The 13,671-nt window shown below is 43.7% G+C and carries 12 protein-coding genes; 6 read left to right on the top strand and 6 right to left on the bottom strand.

Features of this window, described 5'->3' with window-relative positions:
- Window position 1 precedes the first annotated feature (1 nt).
- Together AB4263_RS12575 and AB4263_RS12580 are read left to right on the top strand one after the other, a co-directional pair.
- Window positions 2-1,522, top strand: a complete 1,521-nt coding sequence (locus tag AB4263_RS12575; RefSeq protein ID WP_372098301.1) for a TadE/TadG family protein — start codon at window positions 2-4, stop codon at window positions 1,520-1,522.
- Between the two features lie 6 nt (window positions 1,523-1,528).
- Window positions 1,529-2,212: an OmpA family protein gene (locus AB4263_RS12580; RefSeq protein WP_372098302.1), complete on the top strand. Its 684-nt coding sequence runs from the start codon at window positions 1,529-1,531 to the stop codon at window positions 2,210-2,212.
- Window positions 2,213-2,280: 68 nt separating this feature from the next.
- Here AB4263_RS12580 and chrA read toward each other — a convergent pair whose 3' ends face one another.
- Window positions 2,281-3,426 (bottom strand): chromate efflux transporter, encoded by a 1,146-nt coding sequence (gene chrA, locus AB4263_RS12585; protein ID WP_372098303.1) that lies wholly within the window; start codon window positions 3,424-3,426, stop codon window positions 2,281-2,283.
- 101 nt (window positions 3,427-3,527) lie between these two features.
- On the opposite strand from chrA, the gene AB4263_RS12590 reads away from it, so the two are divergent.
- Window positions 3,528-4,454, top strand: coding sequence for a LysR family transcriptional regulator (locus AB4263_RS12590; protein ID WP_372098304.1), 927 nt, complete (start codon window positions 3,528-3,530; stop codon window positions 4,452-4,454).
- Between the two features lie 270 nt (window positions 4,455-4,724).
- Here AB4263_RS12590 and AB4263_RS12595 read toward each other — a convergent pair whose 3' ends face one another.
- Together AB4263_RS12595 and AB4263_RS12600 are read right to left on the bottom strand one after the other, a co-directional pair.
- Complete coding sequence (locus tag AB4263_RS12595) at window positions 4,725-6,065, bottom strand: MATE family efflux transporter (RefSeq protein ID WP_372098305.1); 1,341 nt, start codon at window positions 6,063-6,065, stop codon at window positions 4,725-4,727.
- Between the two features lie 60 nt (window positions 6,066-6,125).
- Window positions 6,126-6,680, bottom strand: a complete 555-nt coding sequence (locus AB4263_RS12600) for a gamma-glutamylcyclotransferase family protein (RefSeq protein WP_017060795.1) — start codon at window positions 6,678-6,680, stop codon at window positions 6,126-6,128.
- Window positions 6,681-6,968: 288 nt separating this feature from the next.
- Between AB4263_RS12600 and AB4263_RS12605 the strand changes: the two genes are divergently transcribed.
- Window positions 6,969-8,153 (top strand): NnrS family protein, encoded by a 1,185-nt coding sequence (locus tag AB4263_RS12605; RefSeq protein WP_372098306.1) that lies wholly within the window; start codon window positions 6,969-6,971, stop codon window positions 8,151-8,153.
- Between the two features lie 67 nt (window positions 8,154-8,220).
- Here AB4263_RS12605 and AB4263_RS12610 read toward each other — a convergent pair whose 3' ends face one another.
- The gene (locus AB4263_RS12610; protein WP_372098307.1) at window positions 8,221-9,228 is read right to left on the bottom strand and encodes an adenosine deaminase; all 1,008 of its coding nucleotides are present in this window, start codon (window positions 9,226-9,228) and stop codon (window positions 8,221-8,223) included.
- Between the two features lie 354 nt (window positions 9,229-9,582).
- On the opposite strand from AB4263_RS12610, the gene AB4263_RS12615 reads away from it, so the two are divergent.
- Entirely contained in the window at window positions 9,583-9,900 is a 318-nt protein-coding gene (locus tag AB4263_RS12615) for a DUF3622 domain-containing protein (RefSeq protein WP_017069509.1), read from the top strand.
- Between the two features lie 202 nt (window positions 9,901-10,102).
- Here AB4263_RS12615 and AB4263_RS12620 read toward each other — a convergent pair whose 3' ends face one another.
- Entirely contained in the window at window positions 10,103-11,149 is a 1,047-nt protein-coding gene (locus tag AB4263_RS12620) for a succinylglutamate desuccinylase/aspartoacylase family protein (RefSeq protein ID WP_372098308.1), read from the bottom strand.
- A 271-nt stretch (window positions 11,150-11,420) separates the two neighbouring features.
- Between AB4263_RS12620 and AB4263_RS12625 the strand changes: the two genes are divergently transcribed.
- Window positions 11,421-11,960: a DUF3332 family protein gene (locus tag AB4263_RS12625; protein WP_048605541.1), complete on the top strand. Its 540-nt coding sequence runs from the start codon at window positions 11,421-11,423 to the stop codon at window positions 11,958-11,960.
- 138 nt (window positions 11,961-12,098) lie between these two features.
- On the opposite strand, the gene AB4263_RS12630 is transcribed toward AB4263_RS12625, so the two are convergent.
- Window positions 12,099-13,571: an aminoacyl-histidine dipeptidase gene (locus tag AB4263_RS12630; RefSeq protein ID WP_017060790.1), complete on the bottom strand. Its 1,473-nt coding sequence runs from the start codon at window positions 13,569-13,571 to the stop codon at window positions 12,099-12,101.
- Window positions 13,572-13,671 lie beyond the last annotated feature (100 nt).

Consider the following 13,671-nt stretch of genomic DNA (forward strand, 5'->3'; position numbering starts at 1 on the left):
TATGATAAACCCAAATACATTTAATCGCGGTCCTCATCGTCAGAGAGGTATTGCCGCAATTTGGCTTGGACTGACGTTAATACCTTTGTTAGGCGTGTCAGTTTTTGCACTCGAGGGAACTCGATATATTCAAGAAACAAGTCGTTTGAGAGATGCTGCACAAGCTGCTGCCCTTGCAATAACAATTGATGATAAATCGAATGAAGCAGATGCTTTAGCGACTCGATATGTTGATGATTATGTGCGTAGTATCGAGCATATAGATATCACGACAGTAAGGACTTATGAGGAGCCAACTGCGGCGAATGATGATACCGAGAAAATTCAATATGAAGTTGCAGCAGTGACTACCCATAATTCGTGGTTTGCGAGTAATTTAATTCCCTCATTCGATGAAAATCAAAAGCTTGCAGGCTCAGCGCTCGCCGCGAAATATCCTTACTATCTAGGTGATAAATTAGTAGACATTGTGCTAGTCACTGACTTTTCAGGATCAATGAATCGGGATTGGAGTGGGGCAAGTGGTGATGTAAATACAAAGATTCAAACTCTCAAACTAGCTGTTTCAGATCTTGCTGATAATATTTTGGTTGTGCGTGAAGGTGATTCTACAGTGCTTAACCGTCTAGCGATTGTTCCTTTTAACCTCAGAGTTCAGGATAAAATTAATAACAATTTATTCTCAGGAAGTCAGTTGAGGTATAGAAGTGATTACCACTCTTCTGTTTCCTCTAAAACGTATGAAAAAGTCAATTGGCGTTTTTGGTCAAAAAGAACATTAAGTGAAGTCGAAGATTGTGCCGATGATATATTTGATTGCCCTTATATTGGGAATAATAATCAGCACAAACAAGCTAAGAGAGTGTTGGATGTTTTAAATATTAAATCTAGACGTCTTGAAATACCAGAGTATATAGATTATCAGAAATCTGTTGATGATATGTTTAACTATAAAAGAGATAATACAGATTTAAAATTTGACTTTAGAGCGGATACTAATGTTATTTACAATAGCTCAATGACGATGACTAATGGCATAGGTCACTATGTGATTCCTCTTACCAGTGATTCTGATTTGATTGAAGAAATGCAGGATATGAATTCAGGAGGCAATACGGCTTCATATCAAGGTATTTTAAGAGGGCTTCAAGTACTTAATGATGGCATGCCAAGTAATTCGGCTAGTCAGCAGGAGATTGATGAATACAGTCAAAGAGTCAAAATTATGATTATTTTGAGTGATGGTCAAGAATATCCATATACGAGTATTTTACCCGACTTAGTTGATGCCAATATGTGCAATGCTGCAAGAGAGCACTTTCAATCTGAGAATGGCAGCCTGTATATAGGTGTTATAGGTGTTGATTTTGATGCGACTAAACAAAATGGATTTCAGAAGTGTGTCTTAAATCCTGATGAAGATATTATCGATGTACGTAGTCGCGAAGAATTGATTGAACGTATTCAAAATTTAATTGAGAAAGGATCTCGAGGTACTGGTGTATCGAGACTATACGGGTGAGTAAAGATGAAAAATACAATGCTAGCACTAGGTATGCTTGTTTCTTTCTCTAGTTATGGGCAGGAGATTAGTGATCAGGTAGTAGAATATTGTGGGAATACTTTTTCAGAGTATTCTCACACCATCGAAATTGGTGAAGTTCAAGGGGTGGCTAGTCATCGTGATGGCTATTGGCAAATTCATGAGGGAAGTCATGATCCAGCTCTCAAGTGGGAGCTTCTTAAGCGCTCACAGTTGATCACTGATCCAAGTGATTGTCTCACTTATATATCAAACCTTGGTATTGCTAGCTTCGATAGTGACAAAGGGCAGCTCGTTGCTCGTGTTAACTTCGCCTTTGATCGTTATTATCTGACCCCTCTTGCTCGTGAAGTGCTTGTTGATGTGGCAAAACATCTCGCAGACAATGACTACTTAGTGACGGTTGAAGGCCATACCGATTGGGTGGGCAGTGAAGCTTACAACCAAGGGTTGGGGCTAGATCGAGCTCAAAGCACTTCTAAACAGCTTTTCACTTACGGTGTTGAAAAAGAGAAAATGACCCTGAAATCATTGGGTGAGTCTGAGCCAATCGCAAGTAACAAAACTTCTCAAGGTAGAGCTCAAAACAGACGTGCTGATGTGTATATTCCCCCAGAGTCTTTTAACCAAGACGATGCCAGTCCAGCCTCTACACAGATAGAAGAATAACCACTATCTCAACGGTCGCATAATCCGAAAATTATAATGCCCACTAATTAGAATTAGTGGGCATTATATTAAATAACTCCGAGTCCAAACCCTATTGCAATAAACAGAGCTACCATCCATACGATTGCCATCTTCATTGTTTTTAGTAGCCACACGCCAACAATGATCAAAGCGAAGTCTAAACCACTGCTCACTGCGCTTGTGAAGATCGGTTGATATAGCGCTGCCAACAATAAACCGACAACCGCCGCATTCACACCAGTAAGAGCGCCAGCCACCAAAGGTTTACTCGCAATTGCTTGCCAGTTTTTCAACACACCTAATAGTAATAAGAAGCCCGGTAAGAACACAGCAATCGTTGCGAGTAGTGCGCCTGTGATCGGTGCCGATGGCATCAATACATAACCTAAGTAAGTCGCAAGTGTAAACATAGGCCCTGGTACTGCCTGTGCTGCTGCATAACCTGTTAAGAAGGCATCTTGAGACAGTTGGTCACCAATACCATTTTGTAGCAACGGAAGTACTACGTGGCCGCCACCGAATACTAAGCTACCTGCTTGGTAGAATAGGCCAAATACTTCAATACCTTGAGAGTAAGCACTGAATAGAGGCAGACCAACCAGCAAAGCAACAAAAATCACGAGAGGCGTTACCGATATTTTTTGCGTTGAAGGTATCGTTTTGAGCTCTTGAGACGTCAAGAACTTACTGCCAACCATCGCTGCAAATAGAAGCACTAAAACTTGAGGCCAGATGCCTGGAATCAGTAGCAGAACAATCGCGGTAATCACACATAATGCGGTTGCTATCTTCGATTGGCAAAAGTTCTTGTACATACCAAAGGTTGCATCAGCCACAACCACTACTGCTAATAACTTAAGCCCGTGAATGATTGAATTGAAAAGTGGTGCTTCCAATAGTTGGTTGCTGACTAACGCCAATATCAGCATCAGAATCACAGATGGGGAAGTGAAGCCGACAAATGCAGCAATAGCACCTGTTAGTCCACCTTTCTTGTAGCCAACCGCAAAGCCAACCTGACTTGAACCTGGGCCCGGTAGAAATTGGCTAAGAGCGACAATCTGCCCGTACTCTTCGTCGGACAACCAATTCAGTTTCTCAACAAAGGTTTTACGGAAGTAGCCAATGTGTGCTGCTGGTCCACCAAAGCTAATCCAGCCAAGCCAGAAAAAGGTTTTAAAAATTGAAAGCATGCTCGATTCCAGATAAATGTTTAGCGTAATTTAGGTGGAGTTAGACTATGATTCAAATTAATTGTTTTAATTATAACTATGAATGAAATGGGTTTGCTGGCATGGCTGATTTTAATTGGAAAGGGATCGACCTTAACTTGTTGATTGCACTGCAGGCTTTGTATAAAACGAATAGCGTGAGTAAGGCTGCTGAGCGTTGTTATGTCAGCCAATCTGCGATGAGCCATAGCTTACAACGGCTACGAAAGTTGTTTGATGACCCTTTGTTTGAGCGCGTGGGCAGCAAGATGGAGGCAACCGACCGAGCCATTGAACTATCAAGTACCGTGGACGCGCTACTGAATACCATCCAGTCTGAAGTTCTGTTATCTAAATCGTTTGATGCAGAGACTTATAAAGGGACTTGGAAGATTGGTCTCACTGATTATGCCGAGCAGATGTTCGCTCCAATATTGTTTGACCTGATTAAGCAATCCTCTCCTTATTCCCAAGTAGCGTTGTTCAATGTAAACCTGAGTAACTACCAGCAAGTCTTTGACGATGCCAAGCTTGATATGACGATAGGTAGCTTTGGTGAGGTACCAAAGCAATATCGAACAAAGCATTTGTATACGGAGCAACATGTTTGTTTACTTGATCAATTGGTTCTATCTATTGAGGAGCCGATGTCGCTAGAACAATTTGTTGCTGTCGAGCACGCGCTCGTTTCTCCGGCAGCGGCTTTAAAGACGGGAGTGGACACTCGTTTAGGTGAACTAGGTTTAAGCCGGAAAGTCGCGATATCTTCCAGTAACTTTTTAACTGTTAAGCGGCTCATTCGTGGCAGAGAACTATTGTGTATTGTCCCCAAGCTAGTCGCGCGCAAGGATATGGATAGTGAAGAAACCTTACTAGCTGTGAAGCCACCAATTGATGTTCCAGATTTTGATATCCAGCTTGTTTATCGAAAGGCAAAGCATTTAGATGATAAAAATAAACTACTTAGAAAGCTGATTACTAATGCGATCTCATCTGTGATTTCCGAATAGTTTATTGTGTCGGTTAATCGTCAAATTCATATGAATTAATTTTAGAAAAATCCGGTTTATTATAAGAACCCGACTATACTTAATTTACGGCTCAAAGCAGTCGTAAAGAATAGGCTTTTTGATTTACCTAAGTAAAAAAATTGGTTATATCCTTATGATATAGCTTAAAAATCTACCAGGCTAAACGGACTTAGTTGGTCTTAAAAGCGCTAGCTCCCCCTAGCGCTTTTTTCTTTTGGTCGAGATAAATTTCGACGTATCAACAACAACCTAAAAAGAGAATCGAGTCCATTTCTTAGCTCGCCAGCGATAGGCCATGATGATTCCACGGAACCACTCGTCCATCGCGATTGCCATCCAAGCACCCAATACGCCATAACCCCAATGCACGCCAAGCAAATAGCTCATGGCAACCCCAATGCCCCACATGCTGAGAATGCCCATTTTGATCGGGAATTTAATGTCGCCAGCAGCCTTTAGACAAGAGATAAAGATAAGGTTAAATACTCGTCCAGCTTCAAGAATGATGGAACCTGCAATCAGTGCCGCCGTTAGCGCAATGATCTCTGGATCTTGCGTGAACAGATCGAGAATTTCGAAACGGAACACATACACCATGCAGGTGATCGCGGTTGACGCGATAAAGCCAACCACAAAGTAACGCTGCACGCGCTTGGTAATCTCGTCGATCCAACCCTTACCAATGTAATAGCCTGTTTGGATTTGGCTGCCTTGACCAATTGCCAGTGCAAACGCAAAAGAGAGGCGAGCGATGTTTTGTGCGTAAGTAAACGCAGCCAGTGAAGACGTACCCATCTGCACTACAAAGAAGGTAATGCTGATCTGAGCCATGTTATAAGAGAGCACTTCTCCAGCGTTCATCGAGCCGATCTTCATGATTTGTTGATAGATGGCTTTCGGCACAGATTTAAACTGCTTCACTGGTAGATAAATCCCTTTGCTTCTGACCACACCAATCAAGATCAACATTCCGATTACTTGGCTAATGACGGTCGCGGTCGCAACCCCTTGCACGCCGTATACAGGCAAACCAAAAGGTTGATATAAGGCACAGTAGTTACCGAATACGTTGATGACACCTGCAATCATATTGATCACCATCGGTGACTTTGAATAGCCATGACTGCGCAAAATAGTGGTGAGAACCACACCTATGGTTACATTGAAGGTGAGAGCACCACTGATGAACAGGTATTCTTGCGCGTACTGTTCGACTTGAGGTTCGAGTTGATAAAGCGGGATAAAATATTCAGCAACAAGAACGGCAATCACACTCAGTAGCACACCGGCAATAATGGCCAGAATGATACTTGCTACACCCACGTGAGCGCTCTCTTGAGTGCGGGAAGCACCATTGTATTGCGCGATTAGAATACCCGTACCACTGCTGACCATGGTCGAGACAATGATCAGGAAAAAGGATATCTGAGAAATAACACCAACGGCAGACACGGCTTTGTCCGAGTATCCCGATAACATGAATACATCACTGGTGTTGAGTGCGGTTCTTAAAAGAACTTCGATAAAAATTGGCCAGGTGAGCGCAACGATTCCCATACGTTTGTTTAGGGTGGAATCAGCATTAGGCATTTAGGTTTTCTCAAAAAAGGGGTAGGCGACGCTATAGTTTAGCTATTATTTAGTAAACGACTAGCTGCGTACAGTTAGTATCAAGCCATCAATCACACTGTGATGGTGATCGGAAACCCCAGCAAGGTTGCCGTATTTAGGCTGGTGGCGATCATTTTCTAATGGGTGATGCCAACCTTGTGTGTGTTTAACGAAGTGCGCCGCAAAGCTTTCAGACACCTCTAAACATCCTGCTAATACAGTATCGACGTAGGTTTGAACGATAGGGCTGTTTTCGCAAGGTGCTTCAATCTCGTCTTTGATGTAAACCCAGATCGGTTGATCCTGTTTGAATTCATCTTGGCTTTCTATCTGAGAGGCCTTTAATTCGATACGGTGATAACCACGCTCACGGCGATCAAACTCAGCCAGTGCAATATCATCCACCTCAAGCAACACACCATTCACTTGTCCTTCGCCGAGATTGACGATCAAAGGGGATAAGACATAGCTGTCATCGATCTTGCTCCAATGGCGAATCAAGCCATGAACAATCGCAGGGATCGCTTGCCCTGTCTGACCGGTAAGCTGACGTGAAGATGAGTTGATTAAACTGCCATAACCAAAAATATACATCGCATTCCTTGTCTGAGTTGTTCCATTTAAGTCTAGTCTTACTATATGTGGCGAGATACAAAAAGTCAGTAAGTTTATATTTATACATGCATGTGTCTTTATGACTCTTTTGGTTGTGTTTTTTTGACTTATTTATTGGCTATTGAATCTCGTGAGTCGCTGTTTTTACTGGTTTTATCTAATTGGCGCGTTTCATGCAATGTGATCTGCATATTGCATCGGATTTGATGCACACAAAATTTGGTTTAGGTAATACCTTGGCCGCTTATCTGAGAATTAGGAGCGAGTTTGTTAAATATCACAGATAAAAGTGTAGAAGACGCGATTCCAGCCTACCTGCGTTTAGGCTTTCGACCTTTCTTCTTTTTAGGCAGTCTCTATGCAGTGATCGCGATTGTCGCTTGGGTCATCATGTTCCAAAACGGTCAGCCTGAGATTTTAAAAGTTCCCGCACTGTGGTGGCACGTGCATGAGATGCTGTTTGGTTTTTCGATGGCGATAGTGGTCGGTTTTGTGTTAACGGCAGTACAAACGTGGACGGGTGTCAATGGCACCAAGCATTATCGATTAGCTGCGCTAGTCGGTTTGTGGCTCGCACCTCGTATTCTGTTTTGGACACCCGCTCCGTTATGGCTGATCTCGTCGGTTGAGGCGCTGTTCTTAATCTTCGCCGCCTACGAAATTGGTTTCCGAGTCGTGAAGTCGAAAGGCTGGAAGAATCTATTCTTTGTGCCACTGTTTATATTGGCTATCGTGGCGAACTTTGCTAGTTACGCGACCATTAAGGGGATGCCTCCATTCCCATCGTCTGCAGTTTGGCAGGCTATGTTGTGGTGGTTTACCTTGCTGTTATCAGTGATGGGTGGGCGAGTGCTCCCATTCTTTACAGCGCGTCGTTTTGATTTCGAAAAAGCGCAGCCCTTGGTTTGGTTGGAATGGTTAGCCAATCTACCTTTGGTTGGCTTATTTGTGTTGAGCTTCTTCCCATTGACCTTTGCTCAAGTCGGCAATGAGTTGATGGTATTTGCAGGTGTGACACAGTTGGTGCGCTTTATCCGCTGGAAGCCTTGGACAACACTATCAGAACCCTTGGTGTGGTCGCTGCATGCGGCTTACCTATGTATCCCTCTCAGCTTGCTGTTACGCGGTTTGCTAGATAACCCGTTCGCGAGCCATAACATGCTGCACCTGTTTGCGATTGGCGGTTTGAGTGGGTTAATTCTGGCGATGATCACGCGCGTGACAATGGGACATACTGGCCGTGCTATCTATAAAGGGCCAAGTATGGCTTTGGCGTTCTCGGCTATATTTATCGCGGCACTCATTCGTAGTTTAGGTGTGACATTCTTCCCGGCGTATTTATTTGAGATGGTCAACATCAGCGCGGGTTTATGGACGTTAGCGTTCGGTCTATTTATCTGGAAATTTGGGATGATGCTGTTAACGCCAAGAGTGGATGGTCACCCGGGCTAAGCCAATTAGTTATCTATTGATATAGATAGGGAAGCTCAGAGCTTCCCTTTTTGATCTTGATAACTCATTAAGTACTCGCAGCAAGGTATTGGCGTACCTGTGTGATGAGATCTTCCTTGGCGTGAGGCGAGATAAAACTGGCTTCGATGGCATTAATACTGAACTGCGCCAATTCGTTTTTGGTCACTGGGTGAGCATTGGCGACGGCGAGGAAGTTATCATTCATATAGCCGCCGAAGTAAGCCGGATCATCGGAATTGATGGTGACGCACAGCCCTTTTCTCAGCAACTCGACGATGTTGTGATCTTGCATGGTCTCAAACACCTTGAGCTTGGTATTCGACAGCGGGCAGACGGTCAGTGGTGTACGTTTTGCTATTAGCTGTTCCATCAACTCTTCATCTTCTACACAGCGAACGCCATGATCAATTCGGGTAATGCCTAGCAAGCTCAGTGCGTCGCTAATATTTTGTGCTGGGCCTTCTTCTCCGGCGTGCGCGACAGTCAGAAAGCCTTGGTTGATCGCTTCTTGGAATACATGTTTAAACTTCTCTGGTGGATTGCCCTGTTCTGATGAATCTAACCCAACGGCAATGATCTTATCTTTATAAGGAAGGGCTTGTTTGAGTGTTTCAAAAGCGCTGTCTTCATCGAGATGACGCAGAAAGCACATGATCAGTTGGCTGCTGATACCAAGCTCTTGCTCCACTTGATTCAAAGCTCGAGTAATCCCGCCAACGATGACTTCAAAGTCAATGCCGCGTTCAGTGTGAGTCTGAGGGTCGAAGAAGATCTCAGTATGAACCACATTATCTTGCTGACACTTCAACAGATAAGCCCACGTCAGGTCGTAGAAATCTTGTTCATGAATCAGTACGTTTGCACCTTGGTAATAGATATCGAGAAAGGATTGAAGATTGTGGAACTGGTACGCGTCTCGAACTTGGTCTGGGGTCTCAAAGGGAATCGACAGGTTATTACGCTTGGCGAGTTGGAACATCAGCTCTGGCTCTAATGTGCCTTCTATATGTAAGTGCAGCTCAACTTTGGGTAAATTTTTGATGAAGCTATCCATAGCAACTCCTTAGCTATTTTAATTATGAGCGGAGTAGGTGAGACAGTAGAGTCTATAAACCTGAGCAAGCAGGTATCTCTTTCATTTATCTCTGTTTGAGCATAGTTCATTTCATTGTTATCGATAAAATAGGATAGAAGTTGATGGTGAACCGAGAGTTATGAACCGATTGAAATTAGGCGCAAACGATTTGCAGCATTGGAGTGTGATCCGCTGCAAATATTTGCAGCAATATTCATTGATTTGTGCTCTAATACCGCGCTTACCAAGGGATGGTGTTAAAAGATGCTCACTTAGATGGAGTTATCAAAGTTGACCGATCCCTTAATGATCTCCCTTAGGAAAAAATAGAACATGTCTAAGAACAAAAAATTTGATATCCGCCTTACAGAAAAACGCAACGGTTGGTGTGCAGAGATTACTCGTCAAGTAACGTCTCGCAGCACTACAGTATCTAAGCGTGAGTCTGGTTTCGAAACTGAAGCTCTAGCACAAGAGTGGGCAGAGAAAGAGCTAGCATCTTTCATCGCTAACCAAGCTGAACGTAACGAGCGTAAATCAGAGCAACGTAAAGAGCGTGACGAACTACGTCACACTAAAGAGCTTAAAGCTGAGCAAGCACGTGAAGCGCGCGCTAAAGCTCGTGCAGAAGAGCAACAAGACGCTGAATAATTCAGTGCATGACTAATTTATAGATCCCTTAATTTTAAGATAAGGGATTTGTGAAAAAAAAGCCCCGATACAACTTTTTTCTTTCGAGTTAAAAGTGTTTTGGGGCTTTTTAGTTTGTGGAGTTCTGTTTTATTGTGTTTAAGAGCTCGGTTTGGCTTCTCGCTTTTAACGTCGAGCTCTTAAACTGTTAAGCATTGTCTGATCAGTTATTCAGTGCAGTTAGCCAATCGTCTTCTGCCACTTCTTCAATGTAGCTTTCTACTGATTGTCCTACTTCTTCATCGTCTTGCTTGAAGTAAGCGATGTGGAACACAGCATCACCTTCGTTGACCAAAGGCAGAGTTTGCTGACCAATCACGATACCGCCTTTGGTTGTGATCACTTGGCCTTCTTGGTGACCCAATGGAGAGCTGATGTAAGCAAGGGTTTGTCCTGCTTCAACCTGTTCGCCAAGTCTTACCATGTTACGCAAAATACCGTCTGATTCAGCGCGGATCCAGCTGGTGGATTTACTCAATACAGGCTTTGGCAACTTTTTGCGGTTAGGGCGCAGCATGCCGATTTCTTTCATCACTTGATGCACGCCAAGGTAACCCGCACGAATCGCGAGGTGATCAAAACGCAGCGCTTCACCACCTTCGTAAGTTAATACAGGAATACCCAGTTTTTCCGCTTCGCTACGCAGTGAACCGTCGCGCAGTGGAGAATCAATAATCACGGGTGTTGCGAACGCTTTTGCGATGCGCAGTGTCTCAGGGTTCGATAGGTTTGCACGAATCTGTGGCAGATTGGTACGGTGAATCGCGCCCGTGTGTAGATCCAGAATGTAATCACAGTGCTTTGCCACGTTCTCAAAGAAGGTGTAAGCGATACGTGATGTTAACGATCCTTTCTCACTGCCAGGGAAGCAACGGTTTAGGTCACGACGGTCTGGTAGGTAACGAGATTTATGGATAAAGCCAAATACGTTAACGATAGGCACAACAATTAATGTCCCTTTCAGTTTCTTTGGATCAATCGCATTGGTCAGTTGTCGTGCAATCTCAACACCGTTTAGCTCATCGCCGTGGATAGCCGCATTTACCATCAGTGTTGGGCCTGCTTGGCGACCGTGAATAATTTCAATCGGGATCGAAAGTGGAGAATGCGTGTAAAGCTGAGCCGCTTGCAGTTCAATCTCCATTCGCTGTCCTGGCTGAACAGTATAACCAAGTAATTCGAATGGTTGATTAGGTTTTAGTCTTGCCATTTAGGTTGTTCTCAACATGGTGATAATTCGTTAACACGGAATGTAGCAATCGTTGATTTTTAGTACGAATCAATCTCTTTACGGTGACGACAAAAGTTTTTTATGAAGGGGCTTCTGAATTGGTTTCAGTTTTTTATCTGGCTAATTGAAGGGTGTTTAAAATTTTGAATTTTCTGACAATACATTAACTTAGAGCTGATATTTGTCATTCAGTTCGTTGGTATTATCCACCGCCATTTTTTGGCGGCCAAATTAAAATATTGAGATCAAAATGAAAAAAACAATTTCAAAAGTTGTAGCACTAGCGGTGGTATCTGTTGCTTTATCTGGCTGTGTTGGTAGCAACGCAGTAACGGGTTACCTAATGAAGTTCAACATCAAGGCTGTTGATAACCGTTACGCTCGTGGTGGTTTGAACATGCTACTTGCACCTGCATACGGTCTAACAGTTGCTGCCGATTACCTAGTATTCAACTCACTAGAGTTCTGGACTGGTAGCAACCCACTAACAGGTGCTCCGCACATCTTTGATACTAAGACTGATACTTACCTAGACATCAACCACCAACTTGATCCGTCTCTAACGGAAGCGCCAGTGGGTCCTATCACGAGCGCAGATGTGATCGAAAAAGGTCAAATGCAGCAGATTGATGAAAACACGATCCAAATGGACATTACTTACCAGTCTGGTGAGCGTGCGACGTTAATCGGTGTTCGTGATGGCGAGATGGTGACGTACTTCATCGATGGCGAAGTTGTGGCACAAACTTCAATTGATGAGCTAGAAAGCTACGCGGCTTCACGCGCTTAATTGTTTATTTAGTCACAAGTAGTAGCTACAAAGATTAGATACAAAAACAGGTACTCATTGAGTACCTGTTTTATTTTGTCTCAGATAAACGGTGTTTACTGTAAAACACCATTTACTGAACAAACATAGCTTATCGAATTAAGCTTTTTCTGGGATCGCTTCAAGCAATGCAACCATTTGGTTCCAGAATAGCTCAACGGTGTCGATCTTCACTTTCTCATCAGGAGAGTGCGGAAACTTGATGGTTGGGCCGAAAGAAACCATATCCATGTTCGGGTAAGGTTCTTTGAATAGACCACACTCAAGACCAGCATGGATAACCATGATGTTTGGCTTGTGACCGTAGATACCTTCGTACATGTCACGGAAGATATGCATGATTTCTGAATCTGCGTCTGGTTTCCAACCTGGGTAAGCACCAGAGAACGCGATGTTAGCGCCTGCTAGTTCAGCAACAGAGTGAAGCATGCTTTCTACTTGGCTACGACCTGAATCGATAAGAGAGCGGATCAGGCAAAGTACTGTGATTGAGTTCTCTTCTGTTGTGATAACACCTACGTTTAGAGACGTTTCCACAACACCTTCAATCTCGTCACTCATACGAATCACGCCGTTTGGACATGCGTTAAGTGCCGCGATAAAGCGAGCTTGGTCTGCTGACGCAAGTGCGCCCATTTCTACAGAAGCTTCTTCATTGAAAGTCACGATGCTGTCTTCTACTTTACCTAGCTCTGTTGAAAGCAGCTCAGTGTAGTAGTTGTATAGTGAAGCCAGTTTTTCTTGGTTTGCCGCAGGAACAGCAACCGTTACGAAACCTTCACGAGGGATCGCGTTACGAAGGCTACCACCTTTGAATTCGACGATGCGAAGGTCTAGCTCTTTTGCGTGACCCGCTAGGAAGCGAGCAAGCAGTTTGTTTGCGTTTGCACGACCTGTGTGGATGTCACAACCAGAGTGACCGCCTTTTAGGCCTTTTAGCGTTAGCTTACGTGTTACGAAGTCAGCTGGAATCGCATTACGAGCAATTTCAAATGTCATTGCGCCGTCGATACCGCCAGCACAACCCATGTACACTTCGCCTTCTTGCTCTGAATCGGTGTTAAGAAGGATATCGCCTTCTAACCAACCCGCTTCAAGACCGAAAGCACCAGTCATGCCTGCTTCTTCATCTACTGTTAGTAGAACTTCGATAGGGCCGTGCTGGATTTCGTTTGAAGCAAGAACCGCTAGGCAAGAAGCCATGCCCATGCCGTTATCAGCGCCAAGCGTTGTGCCTTTAGCTGTAACCCACTCACCATCAATGTATGGTTGAATTGGATCTTTAGCAAAGTCATGAACTGTGTCTTCGTTCTTTTGTGGAACCATATCGATGTGAGCTTGTAGCACCACACCTTTTTTGTTTTCCATACCCGCCGTTGCTGGCTTTTTGATGAATACGTTACCCGTTGGGTCACGACGTACATCTAGGCCTTGCTCTGTTGCCCAAGCAATAATGTATTGAGCAAGCTCTTCTTCATGCTTAGAAGGGTGTGGGATTGAGCAAATCTTATCGAAGAACTGCCAGATAGGGGCAGGGGATAATTTACTGATCTCAGAATGGAATTCAGACACGGATGACTCCTTTTTTATTTAATAACCATATATTTAGGTTTTGTATGGGGAAAAACCTAGAACAAAAATCTAAAATATGGGTCTGTTTTGATGGCAACAG

Source organism: Vibrio sp. 10N.261.55.C5 (assembly GCF_041470505.1).
Classification (GTDB): Bacteria; Pseudomonadota; Gammaproteobacteria; order Enterobacterales; family Vibrionaceae; genus Vibrio; species Vibrio crassostreae_C.

What these genes read in the sequence shown, in the direction of transcription:
- AB4263_RS12575 (WP_372098301.1), top strand. Translation starts at nt 2, where the DNA reads ATGATAAACCCAAATACATTTAATCGCGGTCCTCATCGTCAGAGAGGT.
- AB4263_RS12580 (WP_372098302.1), top strand. Translation starts at nt 1,529, where the DNA reads ATGAAAAATACAATGCTAGCACTAGGTATGCTTGTTTCTTTCTCTAGT.
- chrA (WP_372098303.1), bottom strand. Translation starts at nt 3,426, where the DNA reads ATGCTTTCAATTTTTAAAACCTTTTTCTGGCTTGGCTGGATTAGCTTT.
- AB4263_RS12590 (WP_372098304.1), top strand. Translation starts at nt 3,528, where the DNA reads ATGGCTGATTTTAATTGGAAAGGGATCGACCTTAACTTGTTGATTGCA.
- AB4263_RS12595 (WP_372098305.1), bottom strand. Translation starts at nt 6,065, where the DNA reads ATGCCTAATGCTGATTCCACCCTAAACAAACGTATGGGAATCGTTGCG.
- AB4263_RS12600 (WP_017060795.1), bottom strand. Translation starts at nt 6,680, where the DNA reads ATGTATATTTTTGGTTATGGCAGTTTAATCAACTCATCTTCACGTCAG.
- AB4263_RS12610 (WP_372098307.1), bottom strand. Translation starts at nt 9,228, where the DNA reads ATGGATAGCTTCATCAAAAATTTACCCAAAGTTGAGCTGCACTTACAT.
- AB4263_RS12615 (WP_017069509.1), top strand. Translation starts at nt 9,583, where the DNA reads ATGTCTAAGAACAAAAAATTTGATATCCGCCTTACAGAAAAACGCAAC.
- AB4263_RS12620 (WP_372098308.1), bottom strand. Translation starts at nt 11,149, where the DNA reads ATGGCAAGACTAAAACCTAATCAACCATTCGAATTACTTGGTTATACT.
- AB4263_RS12625 (WP_048605541.1), top strand. Translation starts at nt 11,421, where the DNA reads ATGAAAAAAACAATTTCAAAAGTTGTAGCACTAGCGGTGGTATCTGTT.